The following is a 25,571-nucleotide window of genomic DNA, read 5'->3' as shown; positions in this document are numbered from 1 at the left end:
ATGACCAAGTCTGAGATGGCGTTGACAGCCGCCGTGCCCCTCTCGGGCGGCCGCCACGGGAGCATTACGCTGCTGCTTCGCCTCAGCGACGCGATTGCGGCCATCCTCCTGGCCGCCGATCTCGTGGTCGTCTGCGCGTCGGTGCTGCTGCGCTTCTGCTTCAATGCGCCGGTCGAATGGTCTGATGACGTCGCGCGCGGCCTGATGGTCGGCTCGGCCTTCTTCGGCGCGGCGAGCGCGCTGGCGCGCGGCGAGAATGTCGGCGTGTCCTTCTTCCGCGATCTGCTGCCGGTGCGGCTGCGCACGCTGGTGGATGCCGCGAGCGCGCTTCTGGTCGTGCTGATCTCCGGCTATGTCGCCTACAACGCGATCAAGCTGGGATCATTGACTTCAGGCCAGACCACCGGGTCCGGCCTGCCGCTGGAGCTGACCTTCTACCCGATGGGCATCGGCGCGCTGTTCATGACGGTGTTCGCGATCGACCAGCTCTGCGCGCGGCCGCTGCCTGACATCGTCAGGGGCCTCGTTGCGGTCGTCATCGTCAGCGGCCTCTATCTCGCCTGGGATTATCTGTCGCCGTCCACGGTGCCGTCAGCGGGTACGCTGATGTTTACCGGCTTCTTCGCAACCCTGTTCGGCGGATTGCCGATCGGGTTCGCGCTGGCGCTGGCCGCGCTGATCTTCATCTGGGTCGAGGGCGCGCTGCCCGGCGTGATCTTCGCCCAGCAGATGGCGCGCGGCATCGACAATTTCGTGCTGCTCGCGATCCCCTTCTTCATCCTCGTCGGCTACCTCATGGAAGCCAACGGCATGTCGGTGCGCCTGATCGAGCTGTTGCAACGCGGTGTCGGCCGTATGCGCGGCGGGCTCAACGTCGTGATGGTGGCGTCGATGGTGCTGTTCTCAGGCATATCCGGTTCGAAGATGGCCGACGTCGCCGCGGTCGGCTCGGTGCTGATCCCGGCCGCACGCCGCTCGAAGCAGAATCCGGGCGGCGCGGTGGCGTTGCTTGCCGCATCCGCGGTGATGGCGGAAACCATTCCGCCCTGCATCAATTTGATCATCCTGGGTTTCGTCGCGAACCTGTCGATCGGCGGCCTGTTCGTCGCTGGCCTCCTGCCGGCGGCGCTGATGGCGCTGGTCCTGATCGCGGTGTCCATCATCTTCGGCAAGCGGCCGGCGGATACCGAGGACGTTGCGCCGCAGATGCCGGTGTCTGGCCTTTGGAGCGGCGCGATCGCCTCGTTCGGCCTGATCTTCATGATCTTCTTCGGCTTCAAGAGCGGCTTTGCGACGGCGACGGAGATCTCCGCGTTTGCCGTGGCCTATGCGCTCGTCGTCGGCAGCGTCGTGTTCCGCGAGCTCACCTTTAAGTCGGCCGCACACAGCTTCGTGCAGGGCGCGACGCGTGCGGGGCTCGTGCTGTTCATCGTCGCCGCCGCGCAGTCGCTGGCGTTCACGCTGACCCTGCAGCAGGTGCCGCACGCGGTCGGCGACTTCATGTTGGGATTGTCCAAGACATCAGGGACGTGGCTGTTCATCCTGCTCGCGATCGGCGTGCTGATCGTGATGGGCTCGGTGCTGGAAGGCGCTGCCGCGCTCATCATCTTCGGGCCGCTGCTGCTGCCGGTCGCCGTGCAGCTCGGCGTCGATCCCCTGCATTTCGGCGTCGTGCTGGTCATCGCGATGGGCATCGGCCTGTTCGCGCCGCCGCTCGGGCTCGGACTCTACGGCGCCTGCCTGATCGGCAACGTGCCGATCGAGCAGACGGTGAAGCCGATCATGGGCTATCTCGGCCTGTTGTTCCTCTGCCTGCTCGTCATCGCTTTCGTGCCATGGCTCTCGACCGCACTGCCGCGGGCATTCGGCTACTGAAGGAGTCTTGTCGTGAAAGTCTTGCTGGCTCACACGCCGGAGATGCGCCGCAATTACTACGGCGACCGCAGCCTGAATGGCCTGCGCGCGGCCGCCGAGGTGATCCTGCACGAGAGCGACGACACGCTGGACGCGGTTACCCTCGTGCGCGCGGCTGGTGATGCGGATATCATCGTCGCCGATCGCATGACCGAAGGGCGCGGCGAGATCTTTGCGCAACTGCCGCGCCTGCGTGCCTTCGTCCGCTGTGCCGTCGACATCCGTAATGTCGACGTCGATGCAGCCTCGAACGCCGGCGTGCTCGTGACCCGCGCCGGTCCGGGCTTCGTGCAGGCGGTGGCCGAGCTTGCGATCGGCTACATGGTCGATCTCTCCCGCGGCGTGTCCCGGGCGACGGCGGATTACCAGGCCGGCCGCAAGGTCGAGGCGCGGATGGGCCGCCAGCTCGCCGGCAGCCGGATCGGCATCATCGGCTATGGCAGCATCGGGCGCTATCTCGCCGAAATCGCCAAGGTGATGCGCATGGAGGTGCTGGTCTCCGATCCCTTCGCTGATGTCAGCGACGGTTCGATCCGGCAGGTCAGTCTCGACGAGCTTCTTGGTGCCTCCGACTACGTCGTCTGCCTCGCCATCGCCAACGAGCAGACCGAGAATTTGATCGGCGAGGCGGCGCTGGCGCGCATGCAGAAGCATGCCGTGTTCATCAATCTCTCGCGCGGCAATCTCGTCGACGAGGCCGCGCTGGCACGCGCGCTGCGCGAGTACCGCATCGCCGGCGCGGCGATGGACGTCGGCCGCGCGCCCGACCAGATGCCGAGCCCGGAGCTCGCAAAACTGCCCAACGTCATCGCCACGCCGCATGTCGGCGGGCTGACGCCGCAGGCGATCGAATATCAGTCGCTGGAAACGGTGCGGCAGGTCGAGGCGATTGTGAAAGGCGAAGTCCCGCCGGGCGCAGTGAACGCCGACCGCTGGACGCGGCGGCCGTGAAGCTGCGGAGCTAACGCAAGTTATACAGTCGCTGTGCGCACCAAAGCTTCCGCATCGTCATGGCCGGGCTTGACCCGGCCATCCACGCCTTTGCCCGCGATGCCAAGAACGTGGATGCCCGGGACAAGCCCGGGCATGACGACGTCCTGCTGCAGCTAAAGCCGATCCACCGCCCTGAACGTTCCGTCCTTCTGGATCACGGTCAAAAACACCTTCGGCGGCGCGTCGGTCATGCGCGCGCCGACGGTGACGATGCTGCCGCTGATGTCGAAGCGGCCGACATCGTTGATGGCGCGCAGGAGGCTCGCGCGGGTCGGCTGCGGCCCGGCCTTCTCCAGCGCCGCGGCAGCGAGGCGGCCGGAGAGATAGCCTTCCAGCGAGACGAAGTCCGGTGTCAGCGCCGGGTCGAACGCCTGCTGCGCCGCCTGGTAGTCGGCGACGAGCTTTTGCGAGCGATCCCAGGGAAACGGCACGACCTGCGAGACGATGACGCCTTCGCCGTCGGGGCCGAGCTCTCGGGCGAGCGCATTGGCGCCGACGAAGGAGATGTTGACGAAGGTCGGATGGAAGCCGCTGCGATGCGCGAGCTTAATGAACTCCGCGCAAGGGCCGTAGGTCCCGACCATGACGATGGCCTCGGGCTCGGCGCGCTTGAGCATCCGCCAGGCCGAGCCGACCGCGCGGGTGTTGCGCTCGAAGGTGCCTTCGGCGGCGAGCTCGAGGCCGCGCTTGGCAAGCGCGTTCTTCACGCCGGCAAGACCGTCGCGGCCGAAGGAATCGTCCTGGTAGAAGATGCCGATGCGGGTGAACTGGCGATCCTCGGTGAGGTGCTTGATCCACGCTTCGGCTTCCGCGCCATAGCTCGCGCGAATGTTGACGACGTTGGAGAGTTCGAGGTCGCGCAGGAATTCGGCGCCGCTGAACGGACCGATGAAGGGAATGTTCCTGGTACTGGTGATCGGTATCGTCGCCATCGCGGTCGGCGTGCCCACCGCGCCGATCAGCGCGAACACCTTGTCGTCCTCGATCAGCCGCAGCGTCTGCGCCACCGAGCGGTCGGGATCGTAGCCGTCGTCGCGGCTGATGAGCTGGAGCCTGCGGCCGTGGACGCCGCCCTTTTCGTTGATCTCGGTGAATGCCGCGACGATGCCTTGCCGCATCCTCTGTCCGAGCGCCGAGGAGGGGCCCTCGAGCGCGGCGGCCTGGCCGAACAGGATCGCATCGTCGCTGACGCCGACCTCGTCGCCTTTCGCTGCAGGATTGGCCGCGGCGAGTAGCGCGACGGCCAGAGCGACGCAGGCCGCTGATCGCGATCGTGTCATGAGGATGTTTGCCGGATAAGGGAATACCTGCCGGAAACGATAGTCCCGTCGCCCTGAACAGCTCGCTAACCCCTGATGTGACGGTGCTCCGTAAGACTCCGGGGAAAAGCGGCAAATTGCTCGCACAATGGGTCCTGCTTGCAGGCCAATCGTTAACTAAGCCGCGCAATCTGCGACGACCCGGTTCTGAAATTGTGCGGTTCTTAACCCCGATCCTTGTCCGATAGCAGTTCCGGCAGCTCAACCAGAAGTGGGTTGCCGCGCCGAGGGGGACTTGCGGGATCAAGATGGGCGGTCGGGGTCAGAACGATCAGGATCGGGAACGTAGGACCGGTTGGTGGCGTGCCGCGCCGCTGCTCGGACTCTATCGCCCTGCGCTGGTCGCAGTCGGCGTCGGTCTTCTGTTCTCGCTCGTCGGCGCCGCCGCCGTGGCGCGATGGGAAAACCGCGTCAACAGGGTCGAGTTCGAGAACGCCGCCGAAACCGAAGCCATCGTCATGCAGAACGGCATGAGCGAGTACATCTCCAGGCTCGTCGCGCTGCGTACGCTGTTCGAATCGACCAACGAGGAAATCACCCGCAGCGAATTCGAGACGTTCAGCTCCCGGCTGTTCGAACGTCATCCCGGCATGCTGCGCATCTCCTGGCTGCCGCGCGTCAACCGCAAGGAGCGCGCCGAATACGAGGCCGCCGCGGCCACGGACGGCGTGTCCGGCTATCGCATCAAGTCGCTCCAGGGCGAGACCTTCGCGACCGCGCCGCAAGCCGATGAATATTTCCCGGTGTTCTACTCGACCCAGCCGAAGACGTCGTCGGTCTACGGCATGGATTACGCGACCGTTCCAGAGCGCCGCGCAGCCCTCGAGCGCGCGCGCGACAACGACCGCGTCGCCGCCATTCGCACGCGGCTCTACGAACCGAAGGAGGGCGGCCGGCAGCCCGACGTGCTCGTTGCCATTCCCGTCTACGCCAAGGGAACCTCGCGCGAGGCGGTGGCGGACCGGCGCCGCAATCTGGCGGGCTTCGTCGTCGGCGTCTTCGACCTGCCGCTGCTGATCCAGTCCATTCGCGTGACCACGGGAGCAAGCCCCGCGGTCAGCGTGAACGTCTATCCGCCCTTCACGGGACAGATCGTCAGCCTGGAACAAACCCTGCCGGACTATTCGTCGGCCGCCACGTCGCCGCAGTCGATGCGGGACGTCGCCCGGGCGCTGCACTGGTCGGGCAGCCTCAAGATCGGGGATACCGACTGGCAGGTGCGCGCCATGCCGACGGCCGGCGGTTCGCTGGAGACGGCCTACGACCGCGCCGTTGCCGTCATCGTCGTCGGCATGCTGCTGACGCTGTCGCTCGCAACCTATCTCATGCTCGCAAGCCGCAACTCGCGGCGGCTGTCGCTGGCGAACCGGCGGGTGCTGGAGCTCGCCCAGACTGATATCCTGACCGGGCTGCCGAACCGCGCCTTCTTCCTGACCCGGCTCGACATGATGAACAGCCAGTTGAGCGTGCGGGGCCTGCCGTTCGCGATCCTGATGCTCGATCTCGACCGCTTCAAGAACGTCAACGACTCGCTAGGCCACGGTGCGGGCGATGCGCTGCTGCGCCAGGTGGCGCTGCGGCTGAGATCTGCGCTGCGCGCCACCGACGTGCTGGCGCGGCTCGGCGGCGACGAGTTCGCCATCATCCAGGAGGCTTGCGACGATCAGCGGACCTGCGCGACCGAGCTCGCCGCGCGGATCGCGAAGCTGGTGGCCGAGCCGTTCCTGCTGCCGGGCCATCGCGTCGAGATCGGCACCAGCATCGGCATCGCGATCGCACCGGACCACGGCAGCGACCAGGAGCAGTTGCTGAAGAAGGCGGACCTCGCGCTCTACCGCTCGAAATCGGCCGGCCGCAACTGCTTCACCGTCTACGACGAGGCGATGTCGGCCGAGCTCGAGGCCCGCAACACGCTGGAAGGCGATTTGCGCGATGCCATCGCGCAGTGCCAGCTCGAAGTGCACTATCAGCCCTTTATGGACGTCGCCAGCGGTGGCCGTCGCGGCTTCGAGGCGCTGGTGCGCTGGCGGCATCCGAGCCGCGGCCTGATCCCGCCGGACCAGTTCATCGGGCTTGCCGAGGAAACCGGGCTGATCGTGCCGCTCGGCGAATTCGTGCTGCGGCGCGCCTGTGCGGACGCCGCCGCCTGGCCATGCGATCTCATGGTTGCCGTGAATCTGTCGCCGATCCAGTTCAAGGAAGCCGAGCTGTTCGAGACGATCTGCGCGGCGCTGGCAGATTCCGGCCTGGCGCCGCAGCGGCTGGAGATCGAGATCACCGAATCCGTGCTGCTGGAACGCGGCGTCGAGAACCTCGCCTTCATGGAGCGGCTGAAGCACATCGGCATCGAGCTGGCGCTCGACGATTTCGGCACCGGCTATTCCTCGCTGAGCTATCTGACCACGTTCCCGTTCGACAAGATCAAGATCGACAAGTCCTTCATCCGCAACCTCACGCATCAGCCGCGCAGCTCCGCGATCATCGCCTCGATCGTGACGCTCGCACGCGGCCTCGATATGTCGGTTACCGCCGAAGGCGTCGAGACACGCGAAGAGTTCGAGCGGCTGACGGCGCTCGGCGTCAATTTTGCGCAAGGCTATCTGTTCGGCCGCCCGCAGCCGGTCGACCAGATCGCATTCGACGCGCCCGTCCGGGCTTCGCAGCGCGACGCGGCCTGAGCGCCCGGCCCAGAGGGGCATCTCGTGAAAATCGCTTGACCCAGACGGCCCCGGATGGTCGGTAGCACCATCTAGGGATGAAATAAGCACAACATGCGGCTTCCGTTCTTCTACGGCTGGGTCGTGGTCGCGGTGACCTTCGTGACCATGGCGATCGGCGTCAACGCGCGCACCGCGTTTTCGCTGTTCTTTCCTCCCATCATCTCGGAATTCGGCTGGGAACGCGGCGTCACTGCCGGCGCGTTCTCCTTCGGCTTCGTCGTGTCGGGCATCGTCAGCCCGCTGATCGGTCGCCTGATGGATCGCGCCGGCCCGCGTGCGGTGATGGAGCTCGGTGTTGTGCTGATGGGCGGCGGGCTGCTGCTCGCGCCACTCACCAGCACGCCCTGGCATCTCTACGTGACCATCGGCGTCATGGTCGGCGCCGGCTCGGTGTGTCTCGGCTATTCCGGCCAATCGCTGTTCCTGCCGAACTGGTTCATCTGCAAGCGCGGCTTCGCCATCGGGATCGCCTTTGCCGGCGTCGGCATCGGCTCGGTGACGTTGCTGCCGTGGGTGCAGCACATGATCGAAGAGACCGGCTGGCGCACCGCCTGTACCGCGATGGGGCTGCTCATCCTCGTCGTGCTGGCGCCGATCAATCTGTTCCTGCACAAGCGACCCGAAGACATCGGCCTCCAGCCGGACGGCGATGCCACGCCGGCGGCGGGCGCGGCGACACCGGTTTCCAACATCGTCGATCCCGTCTGGGTCGGCACCGACTGGACGCTCAAGCGGGCGGTTGCGACCGCGCGCTTCTGGTGGATCGCGCTCGGCTATTTCAGCGGCCTGTACATCTGGTACGCGGTGCAGGTGCACCAGACCAAATTCCTGCTCGACATCGGCTTCAGCCCCGGCGTCGCGGTGTGGGCGCTCGGCATCGTCAGCCTGCTCGGCATTCCCGGCCAGATCCTGCTCGGCCACGTCTCCGACCGGATCGGGCGGGAATGGGTGTGGGCGATCAGCTGCGCGGGCTTTGCGATCTGCTTCGCGGCGCTGATGGCGTTGAAATTCCAGCCGTCGCTGTGGCTGGTCTATGTCATGGTGTTCGCGCAAGGCGCGCTCGGCTACGGCCTCACCTCGATCATGGGCGCGGTGGTGTTCGAGATCTTCCAGGGCAGGCACCAGGGCAGCATTTTTGGAACGATCATGCTGGCGGCCCTGGCCGGCGGCGCGGCGGGTCCCTGGCTCACGGGTTTTCTCTATGATCGCACCGGCGACTACACGCTCGCCTTCGCCATCGCCATGGTCGTGAGCGGACTGTCGGCGCTCGCGGTCTGGCAGGCCGCTCCCCGCAAGGTGCGGGCGGTGGCCGGCCGGCTGCACAAGCTCAAGCCCACAAGCGCGGCCGAATAGGTTCCGAATGCATCGGATTGTCTTCGCAGCTTTCGCGAGCCGTTAATCATGTCGCGTCTTGGCCGGACGCGACCCGGTTGCAAAAACGTCTTGGACACCATCGCGGCGCTAGCCTCGGCCCCCCTTGCCATCTTCCCGATGCATCCGGGTCCAACGATGTCTGCCGCCGATTGTCCCATGACAGAAATTTCGGACGTGCTGCTGGCTGCGCTCGAATGCGCCGACGGCGGCATCGTCATCGTCGACAGCGCGCGTCGCATCACGCATTTCAATGCCGGTGCAGAGCGGATCTGGAAACTCGCGCGCGCCGAGGCGCTCGGCCGCGACGCCGAACTTCTCACGCTCAAATGCCTTCAGGCCGATCCGGTCGCGGAGTTCCGCGACGAGATCAGCCTCGTGCGGCGCGACGGCACCCGGATCCGGGCGGCCATCTCGCTGTCATCCGTCACGCGTGGCGGCGTCAACCATCACGTCGTGTTCGCGCGTGATGTCACCGCGGAGGCCGAGCGCCGCGTCAGAATCGGGCTTCTCCACGCTGTCTCCGACCAGACCAACCGCGCGGTGCTCATCACCGACACGGAGCAGAACATCGTCTACGTCAATTCCACCTTCGCGACGCTGTTTGGCTACACCAGCGAGGAGGCCGAGGGCCGCCGCGCAGGCGCGCTGATCGCCGGCCGCCACACCGATCGGAAGGCCGTCGCGAAGCTCGTCAAGCGCCTGATGACCGGCGGCCGCCGCGGCGAAATCGAGACGCTGGTCTACAACAAGGACGGCGAGGAGATCTGGGTCTGCGCCCGTATCGACGTCTTCCGCGACAAGAAGGGCCGTGCCAGGCACATCTTCGCGCTGCTCGAGGACATCACCGAGACCAGGCAGCTGCGCTCGCTCCAGCAGCTCATCATGAGTGCGCTGGCCGACGAGGTTCCGATCACCGATATCGCCGACAGGCTGTGCCGCCGGGTCGAGGAGATCGCGCCCGACGTGGTTTGCTCGCTGCTTCACGTCGATGCCGCAGGCCTCGTCCATCCGCTCGGCGGCCCCAGCCTGCCCGAGGACTATTCGCGTGCACTGGACGGCATCGCGATCGGTCCGAATGTCGGATCCTGCGGCACCGCGGCCTTCTACGGCGAACCGGTGCTGGCCGAAGATCTCGACACCGATCCGCGCTGGCAGCCCTACAAGACGCGTCCGCTCGAAGTGGGCCTGCGCGCCTGCTGGTCGACACCGATCAAGGCCAAGGACGGCCGGGTCATCGCCACCTTCGCCTTCTATTTCCGTGAAACGCGCGCGCCGAGCAACTGGCACCGCCGCATCGTCAACGCCTGCGTCGATCTCGGCGCCTTCGCGATCGAGCGCAAGGAAGCGCGGGCCGAGATCGCGCGGCTCGCCTATCACGACATTCTCACCGGGCTGCCGAACCGCGCGCAACTGCGGCACCTGATCACCACGGCCATCGATGCCTGCCCGACCGGCAGCCACGTCGCGCTGGCCTTCCTCGACGTCGATCATTTCAAGGACGTCAACGACACGTTCGGCCACGCCGCCGGCGATGAGCTGCTGATCCAGCTCGCGCAGCGCCTGCGCGAGCAGATCGGCCCTGAGGACATGCTGGGACGGCTCGGCGGCGACGAGTTCGTCATCCTGCTGCCGCAGCGCAATGCCGAGAGCGCCGAGCGCGTCGCGGCCGGGGTCGCGGAGGCGCTCGCCGCGCCGCTGCGGCTTGGCTCCAGGCAGCTGCAGATGTCGGCAAGCATCGGCATCAGCCTCTATCCCGACCATGCGACCGACATCGACACCTTGATGCAGCAGGCGGACGCGGCCATGTACATGGCCAAGCAAGCCGGCCGCTCTACCCATCGCATCTTCAGCGCCGAAATGAACGGGCTCACCGAGCAGCGCCTGGCGCTGATTGCAGCACTCCGTCGCGCCATCGCCGAGGGCGCGCTGACCCTCAGCTACCAGCCGCAGATCCGCAGTTGCGACGGTGCCGTCCACGGCGTCGAGGCATTGGCGCGCTGGCATGATGCCGTGCTCGGCGACGTCTCGCCGGCGAAATTCATCCCGCTCGCCGAGGAGTGCGGCTTGATCGAGCAGATCGGCCTGTGGTCGGTGCGTGAGGCCTGCCGGCAGATGGCGGACTGGCGCCGCGCCGGGCTCAACATTCCCAGCGTGTCGGTGAACCTGTCGCCGATCAATTTCCGCAACGTCACGCTGGCGGCGCGGCTCAAGGACATCCTCGCCGAATACGATCTGCCGTCGGACGCGCTGATGCTCGAGATCACCGAAGGAACCTTCATGCAGGATGGCGCCGCCGCGCTGGAGACGATGCATGCGATCCGCGCGCTCGGCATCGGCTTGTCCGTAGACGATTTCGGCACCGGCTATTCCAGCCTCAGCCGGCTCGCGCATCTGCCGATCCGCGAGCTGAAAATCGACCGCAGTTTCATGCGCAACATCGAGAGAGACGCGGGCGCGCTCGCGGTCGCCACCGCCGTGGTGCGCGTCGGACAGGGCCTCGGCATGACCGTCGTCGCCGAAGGCGTCGAGACCGAAGGCCAGCGCAAGACGCTGGCCGAGCTCGGCTGCGACGTCGTCCAGGGCTTCCTCTACGCGCCCGCGCTGCCCCCGGTCGCATTCGAACGCTGGCTGATCGAGCACTGCGCCGAGCAGGCGAGGGCGATGCTGGGGCGGCTCGATGTTACGCCGGCAGATCGCGACGTGGTGAAGCGGTCGGCATAGTCGGCTCCAGGGCGTTCGCGCACAATCCGGCAGTCATCCCTTTCAACGGGTAGCTCCAGCGCCGGCTGACGATCGGCTGGTCGGATTTTTGTTTCTGGATATTACTGATTGCCGATTGGCAATATCGAGCAACCGGCGCGGCGCCCTGCCAAATGCTCCGCGCCAGCTCCCGTTCCTACCACCGTGCAACCGGGCAAATCCAACTGCCGGGGCGAACTCAGGACTGGATGGGACTCGGGGCAACGTCACCTCGGGTCCGCCAAAAGCACGGAAAGCCACCATGACCTCGATTTCTGCGCTCTCCTCCCATCACCACCGCTCATCACCGTTGCAACAATTACAAGACGAACTGCAAACGGAAGTCGGTTCCGGCGCGATCGATGCGTCGGATCAGTCGGCGCTGTCGGCCGCGCTCAGCAGCATCGGCTCCGCGTTGCAGTCAACCGGCGCAAGCGATCAATCCGGCGGCGGGGCATCTTCGCCCGACGCCTTCGCGTCGAAGATTAATGGCCTCATCCAGCAGCAAGTGTCGGCCGGCAAGCTGACGGACGAGCAGGCCACCGAGTTGCAAGGAATTTTCAAGGCGGCGCTCTCGCATGGACCGCACGGAGCGGGTGGACCGCCGCCGGACGGGCCACCGCCATCCGGCGAGCCTCCCTCGGTCAACGGCACGGACGACTCGTCAAGCGGCAATTCGACGGCGGAGCTGCTGCAACAGTTTCTCCAGCAGCTGAAAAGCTCGCTTGCGGACTCGACCTATAGCGCGACGAAATCAGGCGATACGACCAATGCGAACGATCCGTCGTTGTCCGGCGTCCTGATCAACGATCGGATCTAATATCGGTGGCGCGCCGCGCTGACTCGGTTCGCCGCATAGAAACCAGGGCCCGCCATGAATGCGCGCCCTGGTCTCACGTTGGCTCAGCGAGCGATCAGTAGTCCCAGAACACCGGCACCCAGCGGAAGGCGTCGCCGGCGACCGCCACATGGCCGACGGACGGGAACGGCATGTGGGTCGCCACCAGCATCTCGCCGCTCGCGGCAATCTCTCGCAACAGACCGACCCGAACGCGCGCCGCCTCTTCGGGGTCGTGTTCGAAACCGTTGTGCCAGTCGGGTTGATCGAACCCGACGGCAAACACGGCGTCGCCGGCGAATGTCAGCCCGTCGCCGCCGGATGCCACGCGAACCACGCTGTGTCCGGGGGTGTGACCGCCGGTGCGACGAACGACGACGCCCGGCGCAACCTCGTGCTGCTCATCGAACTGCCGCAGCTGACTTCCGTACTCCTTGACGAACCGCTTGGCGGTCGCCCGAAGCGCGTCCGGGAAGCCCGGCGGCATCGCGGTGTGGGAGAAATCGGGCGCCTCCCAGAATTTGACCTCGGCGGCCGCCACGTGGATCCGGAGGTCTTTACGCAGCCGCTCCTTCACCCCGTCGACGAGCAGTCCGCCAATGTGGTCCATGTGCAAGTGAGTCAGCACCAGATCGGTCACGGACGAAAGATCGATGCCGGCGGCCTCCAGTCGCTTGATCAACTGGCCGGCGCGCGGCAAGTGCAGATCCGGGTCGGACCCCAGTCCGGCGTCGATGAGGATGGTCTTGTCGCCGCTGCGCACCACGACCACATTCAACGCCCAGTCGAAAGCGTCCTGCGGGAGGAACATGTCGTGCAGCCAGGTCGCCCGGACGGCCGGGTCGGCATTGTGCGCCAGCATCGTGGTTGGCAGCGGCAGCACGCCGTCGCTGACCACCAGCACGTCGATCTCGCCGACCTTCAGCGCGTAGCGCGATGGAACGAGCTCTTCCGGCTTTGATGTCGCGGGGTATGAGGTGTTGTGCAGGTTCATGTTGGTCTCCTGTTTCAAGGTAGGGCTCCCGGCTGGTCTTGGTTGAGCAGGCCGCGCAGCCAGGGAGGTGCGGCCGTGATCGTTTCGCGCTTCTAGAGGCTCGTCACACGCTCCGGATCGGCCGACGCGAGCGCTGCGGCACGCTCGGCGCGGGGCGGGTAGATCCAGACCGTGTTGATCTCCTGCTTGGTCTTCTTGGCGACGTCGCCGACCATCTCGACCTTGCGCTCCCAGCCGCGCGTGAACAGTGCGCCGGCTTCGCCGAGATCGAGGCAGGTGACGTAGGCCTTCTGGTGATACGGCCTGGTCGGGACGCGCAGGAGTTCAGCGGCGGCATTGTTGCCGGCAAAGGCGCCCATCCGCGTGGCGTGCTGGCACGACATCAGCGCGTAATTGCCCTCGTCGTCGCATGCGGCCCGCGCGGCATCGCCGGTGGCGAAGACACCGGCGATGCCGGGCACACGCAGATCGCGGTCCACCAGCAGCCGGCCGAAATTGTCGCGCTCGGCGGGAATCTGCGCCGTCAACGGCGCGGCGCGAATACCGGCTGCCCAGACCACCGTCTCGGTTTCGATGTGTTCGCCGGTCGACAGCGTCACGCCGGATCTGTCGAGCGAGGCAACGCCGGTACCGAGCCTTGTCTCCACGCCGAGCTTGCGCAGCGCTTGCTCGATGACCGGGCGGGAGCCTTCGCCCATGTCGGGAGCGATCGCGCCGTTACGCTCGACGATGATCACGCGCGTCCTGGCGTTTTGGCCGAAGATGGCGCGCAGGCGTGCGGGCAGCTCGGTCGCCGCCTCGATGCCGGTGAAGCCGCCGCCGGCGACCACGACCGTGTCGCGTCCATTGACGGCCGGCCGGTCGGCGAGGCCATGCAGATGCTTGTCGAGGGCAACCGCATCGTCGAGCGAGTCGACGCTGAAGCCGTGTTCGGCAAGGCCGGGAATGTTGGGTCGGAAGAGGCGGCTGCCGGTGGCGATCACCAGGCGGTCGTAGGACAGGGTCTTGCGGGTGCCTTTGGGAGTCGAGATCTGCACCGTCAGCGCTTCGGTGTTGACAGTCTCGGCGCTCCCCTGGATGTAGTCGACGTCGATCGCCTTGAGGACATCGAGCAGCGGCGCCGTCAGGGTTTCCGGCTTCGGCTCATAGAGCCGAGGGCGGACCACCAGCGTCGGCTCCGGTGCGATGAGCGCGATCTCGAGCTCTTCCGGCGAGACCCCCTGAATGTCGCGCAGGCGGGCGGCGGAGAGGGCGGCGTACATGCCGGCGAAGCCGGCGCCAATGATGAGCAGTCGCATGTGGTTCACTCCTGGATTTGGTTCTGGGTTTGTTGGTTCGAAACGCGCGCCATCGCCGCCGCTCGATGCGAGCAGTGCCTGTTGCGAGCGATGATGACGCGAAGAGGTGAGACGGAGACCGCCGGGCCTTTACGGCGCGGTGCAGTTCGGCAGCGAGGACAGCAGCGCAGGGCCTTCACATCCTGCGCGGCAGCTTCGCGGGCCCGATGGCCAGCCGCGCAGGGCGACCGGCAGCGCAGGTTTGTTGGTCCAGCCCCGATCGATCAGGATCGACGTCGAGACCTTGGCGTCTTGTGCGATCTGTGGCGGTGCCTCTTCGGCCGTCGGCGAGGTGAAACGCACGGTCAGCGAAAGCCCGTACATGAGCGCCGTCGAGACGGCCTTCCGTCGTGGCGCGATTGCAAGCCGTTTCCTGTCCATCGTTTGTCTCCGTCCCCATGATGTGACGTTGCGATGTTTAGCCAACCGGATCGTCGACTGCGCCAGAGCGATTGCCGTCCCTGTCGAGAGATTGCTGCTAACCCACGCGCCTGCGCCAATCGCTCGGTGTCTCACCGGTTAGCGGCGCGGAGGCCCGGCGTATTTCCCGAAGCGGCCATGCCTTGTCCGATCCTGCCGCAAGCAGGCCCACGTTTTCACAAACGCACGATTGGGGGCGGACGGCGAGTTGTCGGAGAATCCAACGCCGGTCGGATGACGGTCCGGTCGCGAGCCTCATATCGGCGATCCAGGCTAGTTCGACGATAATCCCGTCCTGCGCCTGAGATCCGTGATCGCGCGCAGAAAACTGTCGGCCGGCGTCGTCTCCGGATCGATCAGGCGGTGCAGGCGAAAGCCATCTTCCAGCGCCAGCACGACGGAGGCCATCCACGGTGGATTCAGCGTGTCGTTCCTGCCGTTGCTCTTCAGCGTGGCCTCGACGATGTCGGCGACCAGCTTGCGCCGCGCGCGCAGCCGCTTGGCAAGCTCCGGGCGGCGTTTCTCGGCGCGCGCGACGAACAGGATCATCTCCATGTGCAGGAGGGGCGAGCGGCCGAGCGGGTCTTGCCGGCTGCGATCCATCGTCTTCAGCGCCGCGATGAAATCGTCGAGATTGTCGTGCTGCGCGAGGATGTCGAGGTTGCGCCGGATCGACTGCTCGACATGATCCTCGAGCATGGCGATGATCAATTCGTCCTTGCTCTTGAAGTTGGAATAGAACGCGCCGCGGGTGAAGCCCGCGGCGGCCGCGATCGCCTCGATGCTGGCGCCGCCGATGCCGTCCGCCTCGAACACGCGCGCGGCCGCCTCGAACAGTTTGTCGCGTGTGTGGTCCCTGGTCGGCCTGGTTCTCAGCCTTGACATCGGCGCAGGTTAGGGCAGAATGCAACTCGATACAACAATGTATCGAGTTTATAATCTTGGGGATGGTTACGCCGCGCACGCAAGGGGGCTGCCGGCGTATTCGTGTCATGCGGCAACCGATTGAGGTCACCATGAACGAGCAAGTGCAACCCACAGGCGGACCGCTGTTCAACCCGCTGTCGCCGGACTTCATCCGCGATCCCTATCCGCACTATGACCGGCTGCGCACGATGGAGCCGATCCATGTGACGCCGTTCGGCCAATTCGTCACCAGCCGCCACGCCGATGTCAGCCTCGTGATGCGCGACAAGCGCTTCGGCAAGGATTTTGTCGAGCGCTCCAAGCGCCGCTATAGCCCTGCCATCATGGACGAGCCGGTGTTCCGCAGCATGAGCCACTGGATGCTGCAATCCGATCCGCCCGACCACACCCGCCTGCGCGGCCTCGTCGTGAAAGCCTTCACCGCCCGCCGCGTCGAGGACATGCGGCCGCGGATCCAGGCGATCGTCGACCAGGCCATCGATGCGGTGATCGAGCGCGGCCACATGGACCTGATCGAGGATTTCGCCTTCCGCCTGCCGGTCACCATCATCTGCGACATGCTCGGAATCCCCGAGGATCATCGCGAGACCTTCTACAACAGCTCGCGCGATGGCGGGCGGCTGCTTGACCCCGTGCCGCTGACGCCGGAGGAGATCGCGAAGGGCAACGCCGGCAACATGATGGCGCAGATGTATTTCCAGCAGCTGTTCGAGCTGCGCCGCCGCAATCCCGGCGACGATCTCACCACCCAGCTGGTGCAGGCCGAGGAAGACGGCCACAAGCTCACCAACGAGGAATTGACCGCCAACATCATCCTGCTGTTCGGCGCCGGCCACGAGACCACCGTCAATCTGATCGGAAACGGCCTGCTCGCGCTGCACCGCAATCCGGATCAGCTCGCGCTCCTGAAGGCGCGGCCCGAGTTGATGGTCAACGCGATCGAGGAATTCTTGCGCTACGATTCCTCGGTGCAGATGACCGGACGCGTTGCGCTGGAGGACATCGCGGATCTCGGCGGCAAGAGCATCCCAAAGGGCGAGACCGTGCTGTGCCTGCTCGGCTCGGCCAACCGCGATCCGGCGGTCTACCCTGATCGCCCCGACAGGCTCGACGTCACCAGGCCCAACGTCAAGCCGCTGTCGTTCGGCGGCGGCATCCATTTCTGCCTGGGCGCCCAATTGGCGCGCATCGAGGCCGAAATCGCCATCGCGACGCTGTTGCGGCGGCTGCCGGATCTGCGCATCGACGACGTCGAGAACCCGGAATGGCGCCCGACCTTCGTGCTGCGCGGCCTGAAACGCCTGCCGGCAAGCTGGTGATGGCCGCCAGCGCTGCATCTGCGAGCGCCGGTCCTCATCCTGAGGAGGCTGCAAAGGAGCCGTCTCGAAGGATGGCCGCGGGCGCGGGGGCCTCTATGGTTCGAGACGGCGCTTAGCGCGCCTCCTCACCATGAGGGTCTCCCGCCAGCGTTAACCTCCGCGCGCAACAGTCGCTGTGACTTCGCCACACTTCCCCTTATATAAGGGGCTGTTCCGGCGCGCCTGAGGCCCTCAGGTTCGGCCCGGGCCGATTTGGCCGAGGGGAGACCCGTGCAGACGACGCTGCTCGGATTGGCGATTGCCTTCATCATTGCGCTGCTGACCGCGCTGATCGGGCCTTACTTCATCGACTGGAACCAATTCAGGCCCCAGTTCGAGGCGGAGGCGGGCACGATCATGGGCGTGCCGGTGCGGGTGGCGGGCGAACTGGATGCGCGGCTGCTGCCGGCGCCGACGCTGCGGCTGCGCTCGGTGACCTTCGGCGGCAACAACGATCTCGGCCGCCTGCGCGCCGACAAGCTCGACGTCGAGTTCAGCCTGAGCTCGCTGATGCGCGGCGAATGGCGCGCCACCGAGCTGACCGTCAACGGCATGGCGGTGGATCTCGGCCTGGATGCCAAGGGCCGGGTCGATTTGCCGTCCACCGCGAGCGGCACCTTCAACCTGGCCTCGCTCGCGATCGAACGGCTGAACCTCACCGGCCGCATCGCCCTGCACGATGCCGCCAGCCGCTCGACGCTGGAATTGAACGACATCACCTTTTCCGGCGACGTGCGCTCGCTGGCCGGCTCGGTCCGCGGCGACGGCAGTTTCACCGCCACCGGGGTGCGCTATCCGTTCCGCGTCTCCTCCGGCCCGAGCGCCGACGGCAGCGCCACCCGTCTCCACCTCAACATCGATCCCGGCGAGCGCGCAATCTTGGCCGATCTCGAAGGCGTGCTCGCCTTCGACAACCGCCTGCCGAAATTCGACGGCGCGCTGACGCTCGCTGTGCCCCCGGTCAAGAAGGCGGGCACGGCGGGGCCGACACCCTGGAAGCTCACGGCAAAGCTCAAGGCCGATCCGGCCGGCGCCAAATTCGATCAGATCGATGCGAGCTTCGGCGCCGAGGACAATGCGCTCAAGTTTGGCGGTGTCGGCGATGTCAGGTTCGGCGCCTCGCCGCTGCTGCGCGCGGTGCTGTCGGCGCGCCAGGTCGATGCCGACAAGCTGGCGGGCAAGGACGATGCCGAGCCGCAGCGCGTCTTGCCGGCGCTGCGCGCGGGCCTTGCGGCGATCCCGCAGGCGCCGATGCCGGCGCAGATCGAGTTCAACTCCGACCAGATCATGCTGGGCGGGCGTCCGCTCCAGAACATCACGGCGGAGCTTCAGACCGACGGAAGGTCCTGGACTTTCCAGCGGCTCGAGCTGCGCGCACCCGGCATGACGCAGCTCTCGCTCAACGGCGCAACGCCCGGCGCCGACAGCTTCAGTGGCCGTCTCAGCGTCGAGTCGTCCGATCCCGATACGCTGGTGGCCTGGCTCCAGGGCCGCAGCGAGATCAACCGCCGTAGCACGCGGCCGCTGCGCCTTGCCGGCGACGTGACCATCGCCGCCAACCATCTCGCCGTCGACAGGTTGAAGGCCGAGATCGAGGGCGGCGCGGTGGAGGGCCGCATCGCCTTCGTCCAGACCGGCGCGAGCAAGGGCTCGCGGATCGACGCCGAGCTCAAGGCCGACCGTCTCGACCTCGATGCCGCCGCAAGCTTCGTGCGCGCGCTCGCGGGGCCGCAGGGCGAATGGCCGGAGGAAGCCAAGCTTGCGCTCGATGTCGGCCGCGCGATGTCGGCCGGACAGGAGCTGCGGCCGTTCACGGCGAAGCTCGGCTACGGCCCTGCGGCGCTGTCGCTGGAGCAGTTGCGCTTCGGCCAGGCGAGCGGGGTGACCACCGAAGCGAGCGGCAGCTTCGACCGCGTTCATGCCACCGGCAAGCTCGCGCTGAAATCCTCGGCCAATTCGCTGCGTGAGCTCACCGCGCTGCTCGAGCCGATTGCGCCTTCGGTGCGCGCACGGTTCGACGCCATCCCGTCATTGCCCGGCGCGACGCGGCTGAAGCTCGACCTCAGCCTCGACAAGAACGCCGACCATGCCGATCGCAACGACGCGCGCGCCGTGCTCGATCTCGATGCGCCGCAGCTCAAGGCAACGGCGACGCTGGCCGGGCAGACGCCGGTGGCGGCGGTCAACGGCATCGACATCGACCGCTTGCGCAACAGCGACTTCACGCTGGACTCGAAAATCTCGACGCCGAAGGCCGGCGCATTGCTGGCGCTGCTGGGCCTCGATCGCGTCGCCGCCGCGGGCGAGGGCCCTTCGCAGTTCGAGGGCCGGTTGAGCGGCGCGTGGCGCCGGCCGTTGCAATTGAACGCAAAGCTCAGTGGCGGCGGGCTGGATGCGGATGCGCAAGGCAGCATCGAATTGTCGGACCCCAATTCGTCCCAGCCGAAGGCCAGCGTGAATTTGCGCGTGCGCAATGCCAATCTGGCGCCGCTGTTCGGGACCAGTCCAACCGACAGATCGGTGCAGAGCGTCAACCTGTCCTCGCGCGTCGGCCTCTCCGGCAACCGCCTGACCTTCGACGATCTCGACAGCAGCGCGGCCGGCTCGCATCTGCGCGGCCATCTCGCGGTGACGCTCGACCAGGAGAAGAGCGTCGATGGCGAAATCGGCCTCGACGCGCTCGATCTTGCGCCCGCGTTCGCAATGGCCATCGGCGCCGCCGGACATGATGCCGGCGATCCCCTGAGTGCGGGGCTGCTCGGCGGCTGGCGCGGCCGGATCGCCTTCCAGGCCTTGCGCGGCACCTTGCCTGACGGCATCGAGCTGCGCCCCGTCGGCGGCACGATCCGGAGCGACGGCCAGTCGCTCGCGCTCGACGCGCTCAAGGGCGGTGTCGGCGGCGGTGAGATGTCGGCGAGTTTCGACGCGCGCAATGGCGCCAATGGCGTTGCGCTGAATGCACGTATCGAGCTGCGCAATGTCGATGCGGCGGCGCTGCGCTACCGCGATCTCGCATTGCCCAAGGGACGCGCCTCGGTGCAGATGGCCCTGACCAGCCAGGGCCGCAGCGTTGCGGCGTTGACCGGTGCGCTCGCCGGCAATGGCACGGTGACGCTCGAGGCCGCGGAAATCAGCGGCCTCAATCCGCGTGCCTTCGAGATCGCCATCCGCGCCAGCGACGGCGGCCAGGTTGCCGACGACAACAGGCTGCGGCAGCTCGTCGAGCCCGCGCTGTCGGCAGGTCCGATCGCGGTCGCCTCGGCGCAGATCCCGTTCACGATCCGCGACGGGCGCCTGCGCGTCGGCGCGACACCGTTGGAAGCAAAGAACGCCCGCGCCATCGTCTCTGGCGGCTACGACATTCCCGCCGACCAGGCCGACATCCGCGCCAGCCTGACGCCGATCATGACCGGGCTTTCCGGCGCGCCGCCGGAGATCCAGTTGTTCGCGGCAGGTCCCCCCGACAAGCTCAGCCGCACCGTCGATCTCGCGCCGCTGTCGTCCTGGCTCGCGGTGCGTACGATCGATCGCGAGACGCGCCGGCTGGACGCGATCGAGCGCGGCGAGCCGCCGCCGGCGACCGCGGCGCTGCCGACGCTGGTCTCGCCCGATCCGGTGCCCGAGCCGTCGCTGACCGACGTGCCGTTGCCCGGCCGCGATCCGCGCCGCGCGCCGCCGAAGCCAAAGGCCGCGCCGACGCCGAAGGCGCCGCAGGCAGCGCCCGCGGTGCCGAGCCCGCCACTCACAAGCCCGCCGCTCGCGAGCCAGCAGATCGCCCCGCTGCCGCCGCCGATCGAGGTGAGGCCGGCGCCGGGCCCGCCGCCCGCAAAACCCAAGCCGAAGCCACCGCTGGTGCTGACGCCGTCGAATCCGTGAACGCGGCAGCCTGTTCGGCAAGCGCTGGCCCTTGCCCGCCGGTAAACCCATTCCCGCGCATTTTAACGAATTTTGCTCGGCAAAACTGATCTGCCGACTTTACTGGATTCTCGCGTTTGATCTCTAGTGTCGGTTCCCAGAGGAATTCGGCGTCCTGCCAGCACGAGCGGGATGGCTAGCCAAGAACTGGGGTAACGAGATGAACGGGGCGAAATCGCTTCTGCAGGATCTGGACGACGCGATCGCGCGCGGCACCGACGAGAGCCGGGCGAAGGCGTTGTGGCATGCGACCGACATCCTGATCACCGGCCGCTACAGCGACGACGAGATCAGCATGTTCGGCGAGGTCATCGGGCGGCTCGCCGACGAGATCGAGGTCGCCGCGCGGGCGCAGCTCTCCGAGCTGATGTCGGCCTGCGACCACGCTCCGCTCAATGTCATCGAAAAGCTCGCCCTCGACGACGAGATCGACGTGGCCGGTCCCGTGCTGCGCGACTCCGCTCGTATCGACGAGAAGATGCTGGTCCAGAGCGCCATGACCAAGGGCCAGGCGCATCTGCTTGCGATCGCCCAGCGCAAGTCGATCGGCGAAGCCGTCACCGACGTGCTGGTCAAGCGCGGCGACCAGGCGGTCGTGACCTCCGTCGCAAGGAACGAGGGCGCGCGCTTCTCGGGCTCGGGCCTGCTGCACATGGTCAGGCGCGCGGAGGGCGACTCGATCCTCGCCGAGCAGCTCGGCCTGCGCAAGGACGTGCCGCGCCACATCTTCCAGCAGCTCATTTCCAAGGCGTCGGAAGACGTCCGCCGCCGCCTCGAGCACGAGCGGCCCGAGATGATGGCGCAGATCCAGAGCTCGGTGACCGACGTCACCGGCGATCTGCAGTCCAAGTTCGGTCCGTCCTCGCGCAGCTATTTCGTCGCCAAGCGCGTGGTGACGACGCAGTACCGCCAGGGTAACCTCAACCAGGACTCGATCTCGAACTATGCGCGCCAGCACCGTTTCGACGAGGTGCAGATCGGCCTGTCACTATTGTCGTCGCTTCCGGTCGACGTGATCGAGCGCGCGATGATGGACCGCAATCGCGAGATACTTCTGGTGCTGTGCAAGGCGCTCGACTTCTCGTGGGACACGACCATGTCGCTGCTGTTCCTCGGCGCCAAGGATCATCTGATCACGGCGCGCGAGCTTCATGACAGCGAGCGCGAGTTCGGCAAGCTCAAGATCGAGACGTCGCGCAGCATTCTGAAGTTCTACCAGTCGCGCAAGACCGGCGCGGGTGCCGATACGGGCCGTCAGCCCGAGCTCCAGGTGCACTGAGCCAGAGGGGAGTATTTGCCATGTTGCCTCAATTCGGCACCGCAATTCGCAAGAACAAGAGCCTGCCCGTCGATGCCGGCGGTTCGGCCCCCGAGAAGGCCTCCGTCGACGCCGCCTGGCTCGTGCTGGAAGCCGCCAACGATCTCGGCGATCACGCCGCGATCGCAGCCTGCCGCCGCGTCATCGACGCCGAGCTCAACGGCACGGTCGCCGGCAGCTCGGACATCGATCTCGTGCTCGGCTATTTCAGGTAGCGACGATCACCAGCGTCTAGTGCGCCATCGCGATTTCGCCGGACACTTGCTCGCGCCTTGCATCGATGCGCAGCAGCACGACAACGACTGCGCCCACCAGCGCACAACCTGCCAGCAACAGAAGCCCTGCGGTAAAGCTGCCGGTTAAGTCCTTCAGGTAGCCCATTGCGTAAGGACCGGCGAAGCCGGAAAGATTTCCAAGCGAGTTGATCGCGGCGATGCCGGCGGCAGCCGATGCTCCCGTTAGAAAGCTCGCCGGCAGCGGCCAAAACATCGGGGGGACCGCGGAGACGCCGATCTGTGCGAAGCAAAGCAATGCCATGACAAGGACGGAGTTGGAAACGAGACCTGCCACTCCGATGCCCACCGCTGCCATCAACAGTGCCGCGGCTACGTGACCCTTTCGTTCCATGGTGCGATCGGAATGACGACCAAGCAGCACCATGCCCGCGGCCCCGAAAATAAAGGGCAGCGCTGCGAGCAAGCCGGTCTGGGTATCACTGACGCCAAAACCCTTGATGATGGTTGGCAGGAAGAACGCCACGCCGTAACTTGCCGCATTTAGGCAGAAGTACACCAGAGCGCACAACAAAATGCGGTAATCGGTGAGCGCCTGACCCAATGACAGGTGTTCGACTTTCTCCTTGTTTCGCTTCTCGGTGGCCTGCACGTCTTCCAGCCAGGCAATCTCGTCTTGTTGCAGCCAGCGGGCCTGGCGCGGAAAATCGGTCAGATAGAGCAGGACGCAGATGCCTACCACGACCGACGGCAGCGCCTCGAGAATGAACAGCCACTGCCAGCCTTCCAATCCCCAACCGGTCACGCCGAGCAGAAGCCCGGAGATGGGCGACCCGATGATGGACGAAATCGGGATCGCCAGCATGAACAGGCTGATCACCCGAGCCCGGTAAACCGCCGGGAACCACAGGGTCAGATAGAAGATGATGCCAGGAAAGAATCCCGCCTCGCAGGCGCCGAGCAGCAACCGAAGAGAGTAGAAGACGCCCGTCGTCGGTATTCCCGTTGCTGCCGATATCGATGGGATGAATGCGAAGGCCGCCGAGACGATCCCCCACGTAATCATGATGCGGGCGATCCAGACGCGCGCGCCGACTCGTTCCAGGAAGATGTTGGAGGGCACTTCAAACAGGAAATACCCGACGAAGAACAAGCCCGCGCCCAGTCCGAACGCTGCTTCACTTAAACCCAGCGCCTGGTTCATGTGCAGCTTGGCAAAGCCGACATTGACGCGGTCAAGATAGGCCACGAAATAGCAGACGATCAGGAACGGTATAAGCCGCCACATAACCTTGCCAATGACACGCTTCTCGACGTCTTGCATGGCAAGGCCTCCCGTTTGATCACCGGAACCCGCTCAACATCCGGGCGGCGTTGCGAAACAATGACGGGTGCGAACGATGAGTGCAAACGGCATTTTGACGTTCAAGCCAAAGTGACAGTCGTGCTGTCATGCTCGAAGCTGGACGAGAGACGAAGCACGCGACACGCTCCATCTAACGCTCGGGGGCGGCCGAGGCATCGGCCGCCCGCCATGATGATCGCGAACATCATCTTATTTTGTCATCGCCGTCCCGGCCGACTCGATCCTCGCCTTGCCGGCATCGCGTTTGAAGCTCGCGCCTTTCTGCGTCGGCGGAAACTCGATCGCAATCATGGCCAGCTTCTCAACCTCCTGTTGGACGAACACGAAGCGCCAGAATGTCTAGGCGTTCGCGCCGCCGTCGACGGTCAAGGTCGAGCCGGTGATGTATTTTGCCTTCGCGCTCGCCAGGAATGCCACGGCATTCGCGATGTCTTCCGTCGCACCATACCGGCCCAGTGCCATGAACTGTTTCAGCGTCTCCGCGGTCGGTCCGTGCGCCGGATTCATGTCGGTGTCGATCGAGCCCGGTGCCACGAGGTTGACCGTGACGTCCCTCGGGCCAAGCTCCCGCGACAGCGCCTTGGTGAATGCGGTTAGCGCCGACTTCGACGCCGCGTACACGCCGAGCGCCGGCGAGGGCACGCGGTCGGCGAAATAGCTGCCGATGGTGATGATGCGGCCGCCCTTGCCAAGGTGCGGCAGCGCCGCCTTGCTCGCGGCGATCGGCGAACGCACGTTGACGTTCAGCATCGCGTCGATGTCGGCGAGCGAGATGTCGTTGAGGCCGCCCAATCGCAGAATGCCGGCATTGTTGACCAGGATGTCGAGCCCGCCCAGCTCCTTGACGGTCTTGTCGACCGAAGCCTGAACGGCAGCGACATCGGCGCTGTCGGCTTGGATCGCTACGGCTTTCTGGCCCGTCGCCTTGATCGCGTCCACGACCTTGGCGGCGCTCTCCGCCGACTTCTCGTAAGTAATCGCGACATCGGCGCCTTCCGCGGCGAGCGCCTTCGCGATGGCCGCACCGATACCCCTGCTTGCGCCCGTCACCAGGGCCCGTTTTCCTGCCAGCGTCATGTGATCTCTCCAATTCTGTAATGATCGACACAGAATATGTGGAGTCTTGATTGCCGCGGTCAAGTGAATTATGTGTTGATCATTACAGAAAGACGGGCGATGGCAGGTCGGCCACGGGAATTTGATCGCGACGCGGCGTTGGAGGCCGCCATGCTGCTGTTTTGGCGCAAGGGCTTTGCGGCAGCCTCGATGCACGACCTCTGCGACGCCATGGGCGTCAGCTCGCCCAGCCTCTATGCGGCCTTCGAAAGCAAGGAGGCACTCTACCTTGCCGCGATCGAGCATTACGTCGAGACCCAGGGCCAGCCGGTCTGGGACCGGCTTGCGGAAGGCGCGACCGCGCGCGCCGGCATCGAGAATCTGCTGATCGGGGCGGCCGAGACCCTGCCGAAATCCCGGAGAGCGCCGGCCGGCTGCATGGCCGTGCTGGGCGCCGTCAGCGACGAATGGCCGGCAACGATTGCCCGCGAGATCAAGAAGGCCCGGCTCGACATGCTCGGCAATTTGCGCGGGCGGCTGGAGGCTGCGGTCGCGAGCGGCGAACTGCCTGCCGCAACCGACATCGATGCGCTGAGCCGGTTCTACCTCAGCGTCTTCGAAGGCATGGCGATCCAGGCCAAGGACGACGCGACGCCTGAGGAGTTGAGAGGCGTAGCGAAGGCGGCCATGGCGATGTGGCCGGGCGAGCGGTAGCTCGCGGCCTGTACGATGGGTAGAGCGCAGCGAGAC

At 66.1% G+C, this 25,571-nt stretch carries 18 protein-coding genes; 11 read left to right on the top strand and 7 right to left on the bottom strand.

Annotated elements, in window-relative coordinates; translation table 11 throughout:
- A complete protein-coding gene (locus tag ABIA90_RS20745; protein ID WP_354122006.1) occupies positions 1-1,875 on the top strand; it encodes a TRAP transporter large permease in 1,875 nt (624 codons plus the stop codon).
- Positions 1,876-1,887: 12 nt separating this feature from the next.
- Positions 1,888-2,865, top strand: a complete 978-nt coding sequence (locus ABIA90_RS20740; protein ID WP_354122007.1) for a hydroxyacid dehydrogenase — start codon at positions 1,888-1,890, stop codon at positions 2,863-2,865.
- Positions 2,866-3,020: 155 nt separating this feature from the next.
- On the opposite strand, the gene ABIA90_RS20735 is transcribed toward ABIA90_RS20740, so the two are convergent.
- Complete coding sequence (locus ABIA90_RS20735) at positions 3,021-4,187, bottom strand: ABC transporter substrate-binding protein (protein ID WP_354122008.1); 1,167 nt, start codon at positions 4,185-4,187, stop codon at positions 3,021-3,023.
- Between the two features lie 287 nt (positions 4,188-4,474).
- On the opposite strand from ABIA90_RS20735, the gene ABIA90_RS20730 reads away from it, so the two are divergent.
- From ABIA90_RS20730 to ABIA90_RS20715, 4 genes are all read left to right on the top strand, one after another.
- Positions 4,475-6,904, top strand: a complete 2,430-nt coding sequence (locus ABIA90_RS20730) for a bifunctional diguanylate cyclase/phosphodiesterase (protein WP_354122009.1) — start codon at positions 4,475-4,477, stop codon at positions 6,902-6,904.
- 93 nt (positions 6,905-6,997) lie between these two features.
- Positions 6,998-8,299 carry an MFS transporter gene (locus ABIA90_RS20725; RefSeq protein WP_354122010.1) on the top strand — a complete coding sequence of 434 codons (1,302 nt, stop codon included), beginning with the start codon at positions 6,998-7,000 and terminating at the stop codon, positions 8,297-8,299.
- A gap of 156 nt (positions 8,300-8,455) precedes the next feature.
- Entirely contained in the window at positions 8,456-11,041 is a 2,586-nt protein-coding gene (locus tag ABIA90_RS20720; protein WP_354122011.1) for an EAL domain-containing protein, read from the top strand.
- An 88-nt stretch (positions 11,042-11,129) separates the two neighbouring features.
- Positions 11,130-11,879 (top strand): hypothetical protein, encoded by a 750-nt coding sequence (locus tag ABIA90_RS20715; protein WP_354122472.1) that lies wholly within the window; start codon positions 11,130-11,132, stop codon positions 11,877-11,879.
- A 94-nt stretch (positions 11,880-11,973) separates the two neighbouring features.
- Here the strand turns inward: ABIA90_RS20715 and ABIA90_RS20710 are convergent, their stop codons facing one another.
- The 4 genes from ABIA90_RS20710 to ABIA90_RS20695 form a co-directional block, all read right to left on the bottom strand.
- Entirely contained in the window at positions 11,974-12,891 is a 918-nt protein-coding gene (locus tag ABIA90_RS20710; protein ID WP_166353337.1) for an MBL fold metallo-hydrolase, read from the bottom strand.
- A 92-nt stretch (positions 12,892-12,983) separates the two neighbouring features.
- Positions 12,984-14,189 (bottom strand): NAD(P)/FAD-dependent oxidoreductase, encoded by a 1,206-nt coding sequence (locus ABIA90_RS20705; RefSeq protein ID WP_354122013.1) that lies wholly within the window; start codon positions 14,187-14,189, stop codon positions 12,984-12,986.
- 129 nt (positions 14,190-14,318) lie between these two features.
- Positions 14,319-14,609 carry a hypothetical protein gene (locus ABIA90_RS20700; RefSeq protein WP_166101726.1) on the bottom strand — a complete coding sequence of 97 codons (291 nt, stop codon included), beginning with the start codon at positions 14,607-14,609 and terminating at the stop codon, positions 14,319-14,321.
- 312 nt (positions 14,610-14,921) lie between these two features.
- On the bottom strand, positions 14,922-15,533 hold the full coding sequence (locus ABIA90_RS20695; RefSeq protein WP_085399746.1) for a TetR/AcrR family transcriptional regulator: 612 nt from the start codon (positions 15,531-15,533) through the stop codon (positions 14,922-14,924).
- 131 nt (positions 15,534-15,664) lie between these two features.
- On the opposite strand from ABIA90_RS20695, the gene ABIA90_RS20690 reads away from it, so the two are divergent.
- The 4 genes from ABIA90_RS20690 (at position 15,665) to ABIA90_RS20675 (ending at position 22,381) form a co-directional block, all read left to right on the top strand.
- Entirely contained in the window at positions 15,665-16,894 is a 1,230-nt protein-coding gene (locus ABIA90_RS20690; protein ID WP_354122014.1) for a cytochrome P450, read from the top strand.
- 270 nt (positions 16,895-17,164) lie between these two features.
- A complete protein-coding gene (locus tag ABIA90_RS20685; protein WP_354122015.1) occupies positions 17,165-20,809 on the top strand; it encodes an AsmA family protein in 3,645 nt (1,214 codons plus the stop codon).
- 199 nt (positions 20,810-21,008) lie between these two features.
- Positions 21,009-22,127 (top strand): DUF2336 domain-containing protein, encoded by a 1,119-nt coding sequence (locus ABIA90_RS20680; RefSeq protein ID WP_166343635.1) that lies wholly within the window; start codon positions 21,009-21,011, stop codon positions 22,125-22,127.
- A gap of 20 nt (positions 22,128-22,147) precedes the next feature.
- Complete coding sequence (locus tag ABIA90_RS20675) at positions 22,148-22,381, top strand: hypothetical protein (RefSeq protein WP_028156428.1); 234 nt, start codon at positions 22,148-22,150, stop codon at positions 22,379-22,381.
- Between the two features lie 16 nt (positions 22,382-22,397).
- Here the strand turns inward: ABIA90_RS20675 and ABIA90_RS20670 are convergent, their stop codons facing one another.
- Positions 22,398-23,723, bottom strand: a complete 1,326-nt coding sequence (locus ABIA90_RS20670) for an MFS transporter (RefSeq protein WP_063981599.1) — start codon at positions 23,721-23,723, stop codon at positions 22,398-22,400.
- 381 nt (positions 23,724-24,104) lie between these two features.
- Positions 24,105-24,842, bottom strand: coding sequence for a 3-oxoacyl-ACP reductase family protein (locus ABIA90_RS20665; RefSeq protein ID WP_354122016.1), 738 nt, complete (start codon positions 24,840-24,842; stop codon positions 24,105-24,107).
- A gap of 150 nt (positions 24,843-24,992) precedes the next feature.
- Here ABIA90_RS20665 and ABIA90_RS20660 point away from each other — a divergent pair, with 150 nt between their 5' ends.
- Positions 24,993-25,535 carry a TetR/AcrR family transcriptional regulator gene (locus ABIA90_RS20660; RefSeq protein ID WP_248577196.1) on the top strand — a complete coding sequence of 181 codons (543 nt, stop codon included), beginning with the start codon at positions 24,993-24,995 and terminating at the stop codon, positions 25,533-25,535.
- Positions 25,536-25,571 lie beyond the last annotated feature (36 nt).

The sequence above is a fragment of the Bradyrhizobium sp. LA6.8 genome (genome assembly GCF_040547935.1).
Lineage (GTDB): Bacteria > Pseudomonadota > Alphaproteobacteria > Rhizobiales > Xanthobacteraceae > Bradyrhizobium > Bradyrhizobium barranii.
The sequence above is the reverse complement of the archived record's forward strand: the minus strand, read 5'-3'. Positions and strand labels throughout refer to the sequence as shown.

Excerpts from the sequence above, each read along its gene's own strand:
- ABIA90_RS20745 (WP_354122006.1), top strand. The coding sequence starts at position 1 with ATGACCAAGTCTGAGATGGCGTTGACAGCCGCCGTGCCCCTCTCGGGC.
- ABIA90_RS20735 (WP_354122008.1), bottom strand. The coding sequence starts at position 4,187 with ATGACACGATCGCGATCAGCGGCCTGCGTCGCTCTGGCCGTCGCGCTA.
- ABIA90_RS20730 (WP_354122009.1), top strand. The coding sequence starts at position 4,475 with ATGGGCGGTCGGGGTCAGAACGATCAGGATCGGGAACGTAGGACCGGT.
- ABIA90_RS20725 (WP_354122010.1), top strand. The coding sequence starts at position 6,998 with ATGCGGCTTCCGTTCTTCTACGGCTGGGTCGTGGTCGCGGTGACCTTC.
- ABIA90_RS20720 (WP_354122011.1), top strand. The coding sequence starts at position 8,456 with ATGTCTGCCGCCGATTGTCCCATGACAGAAATTTCGGACGTGCTGCTG.
- ABIA90_RS20710 (WP_166353337.1), bottom strand. The coding sequence starts at position 12,891 with ATGAACCTGCACAACACCTCATACCCCGCGACATCAAAGCCGGAAGAG.
- ABIA90_RS20705 (WP_354122013.1), bottom strand. The coding sequence starts at position 14,189 with ATGCGACTGCTCATCATTGGCGCCGGCTTCGCCGGCATGTACGCCGCC.
- ABIA90_RS20700 (WP_166101726.1), bottom strand. The coding sequence starts at position 14,609 with ATGGACAGGAAACGGCTTGCAATCGCGCCACGACGGAAGGCCGTCTCG.
- ABIA90_RS20695 (WP_085399746.1), bottom strand. The coding sequence starts at position 15,533 with ATGTCAAGGCTGAGAACCAGGCCGACCAGGGACCACACACGCGACAAA.
- ABIA90_RS20690 (WP_354122014.1), top strand. The coding sequence starts at position 15,665 with ATGAACGAGCAAGTGCAACCCACAGGCGGACCGCTGTTCAACCCGCTG.
- ABIA90_RS20680 (WP_166343635.1), top strand. The coding sequence starts at position 21,009 with ATGAACGGGGCGAAATCGCTTCTGCAGGATCTGGACGACGCGATCGCG.
- ABIA90_RS20675 (WP_028156428.1), top strand. The coding sequence starts at position 22,148 with ATGTTGCCTCAATTCGGCACCGCAATTCGCAAGAACAAGAGCCTGCCC.
- ABIA90_RS20670 (WP_063981599.1), bottom strand. The coding sequence starts at position 23,723 with ATGCAAGACGTCGAGAAGCGTGTCATTGGCAAGGTTATGTGGCGGCTT.
- ABIA90_RS20665 (WP_354122016.1), bottom strand. The coding sequence starts at position 24,842 with ATGACGCTGGCAGGAAAACGGGCCCTGGTGACGGGCGCAAGCAGGGGT.
- ABIA90_RS20660 (WP_248577196.1), top strand. The coding sequence starts at position 24,993 with ATGCTGCTGTTTTGGCGCAAGGGCTTTGCGGCAGCCTCGATGCACGAC.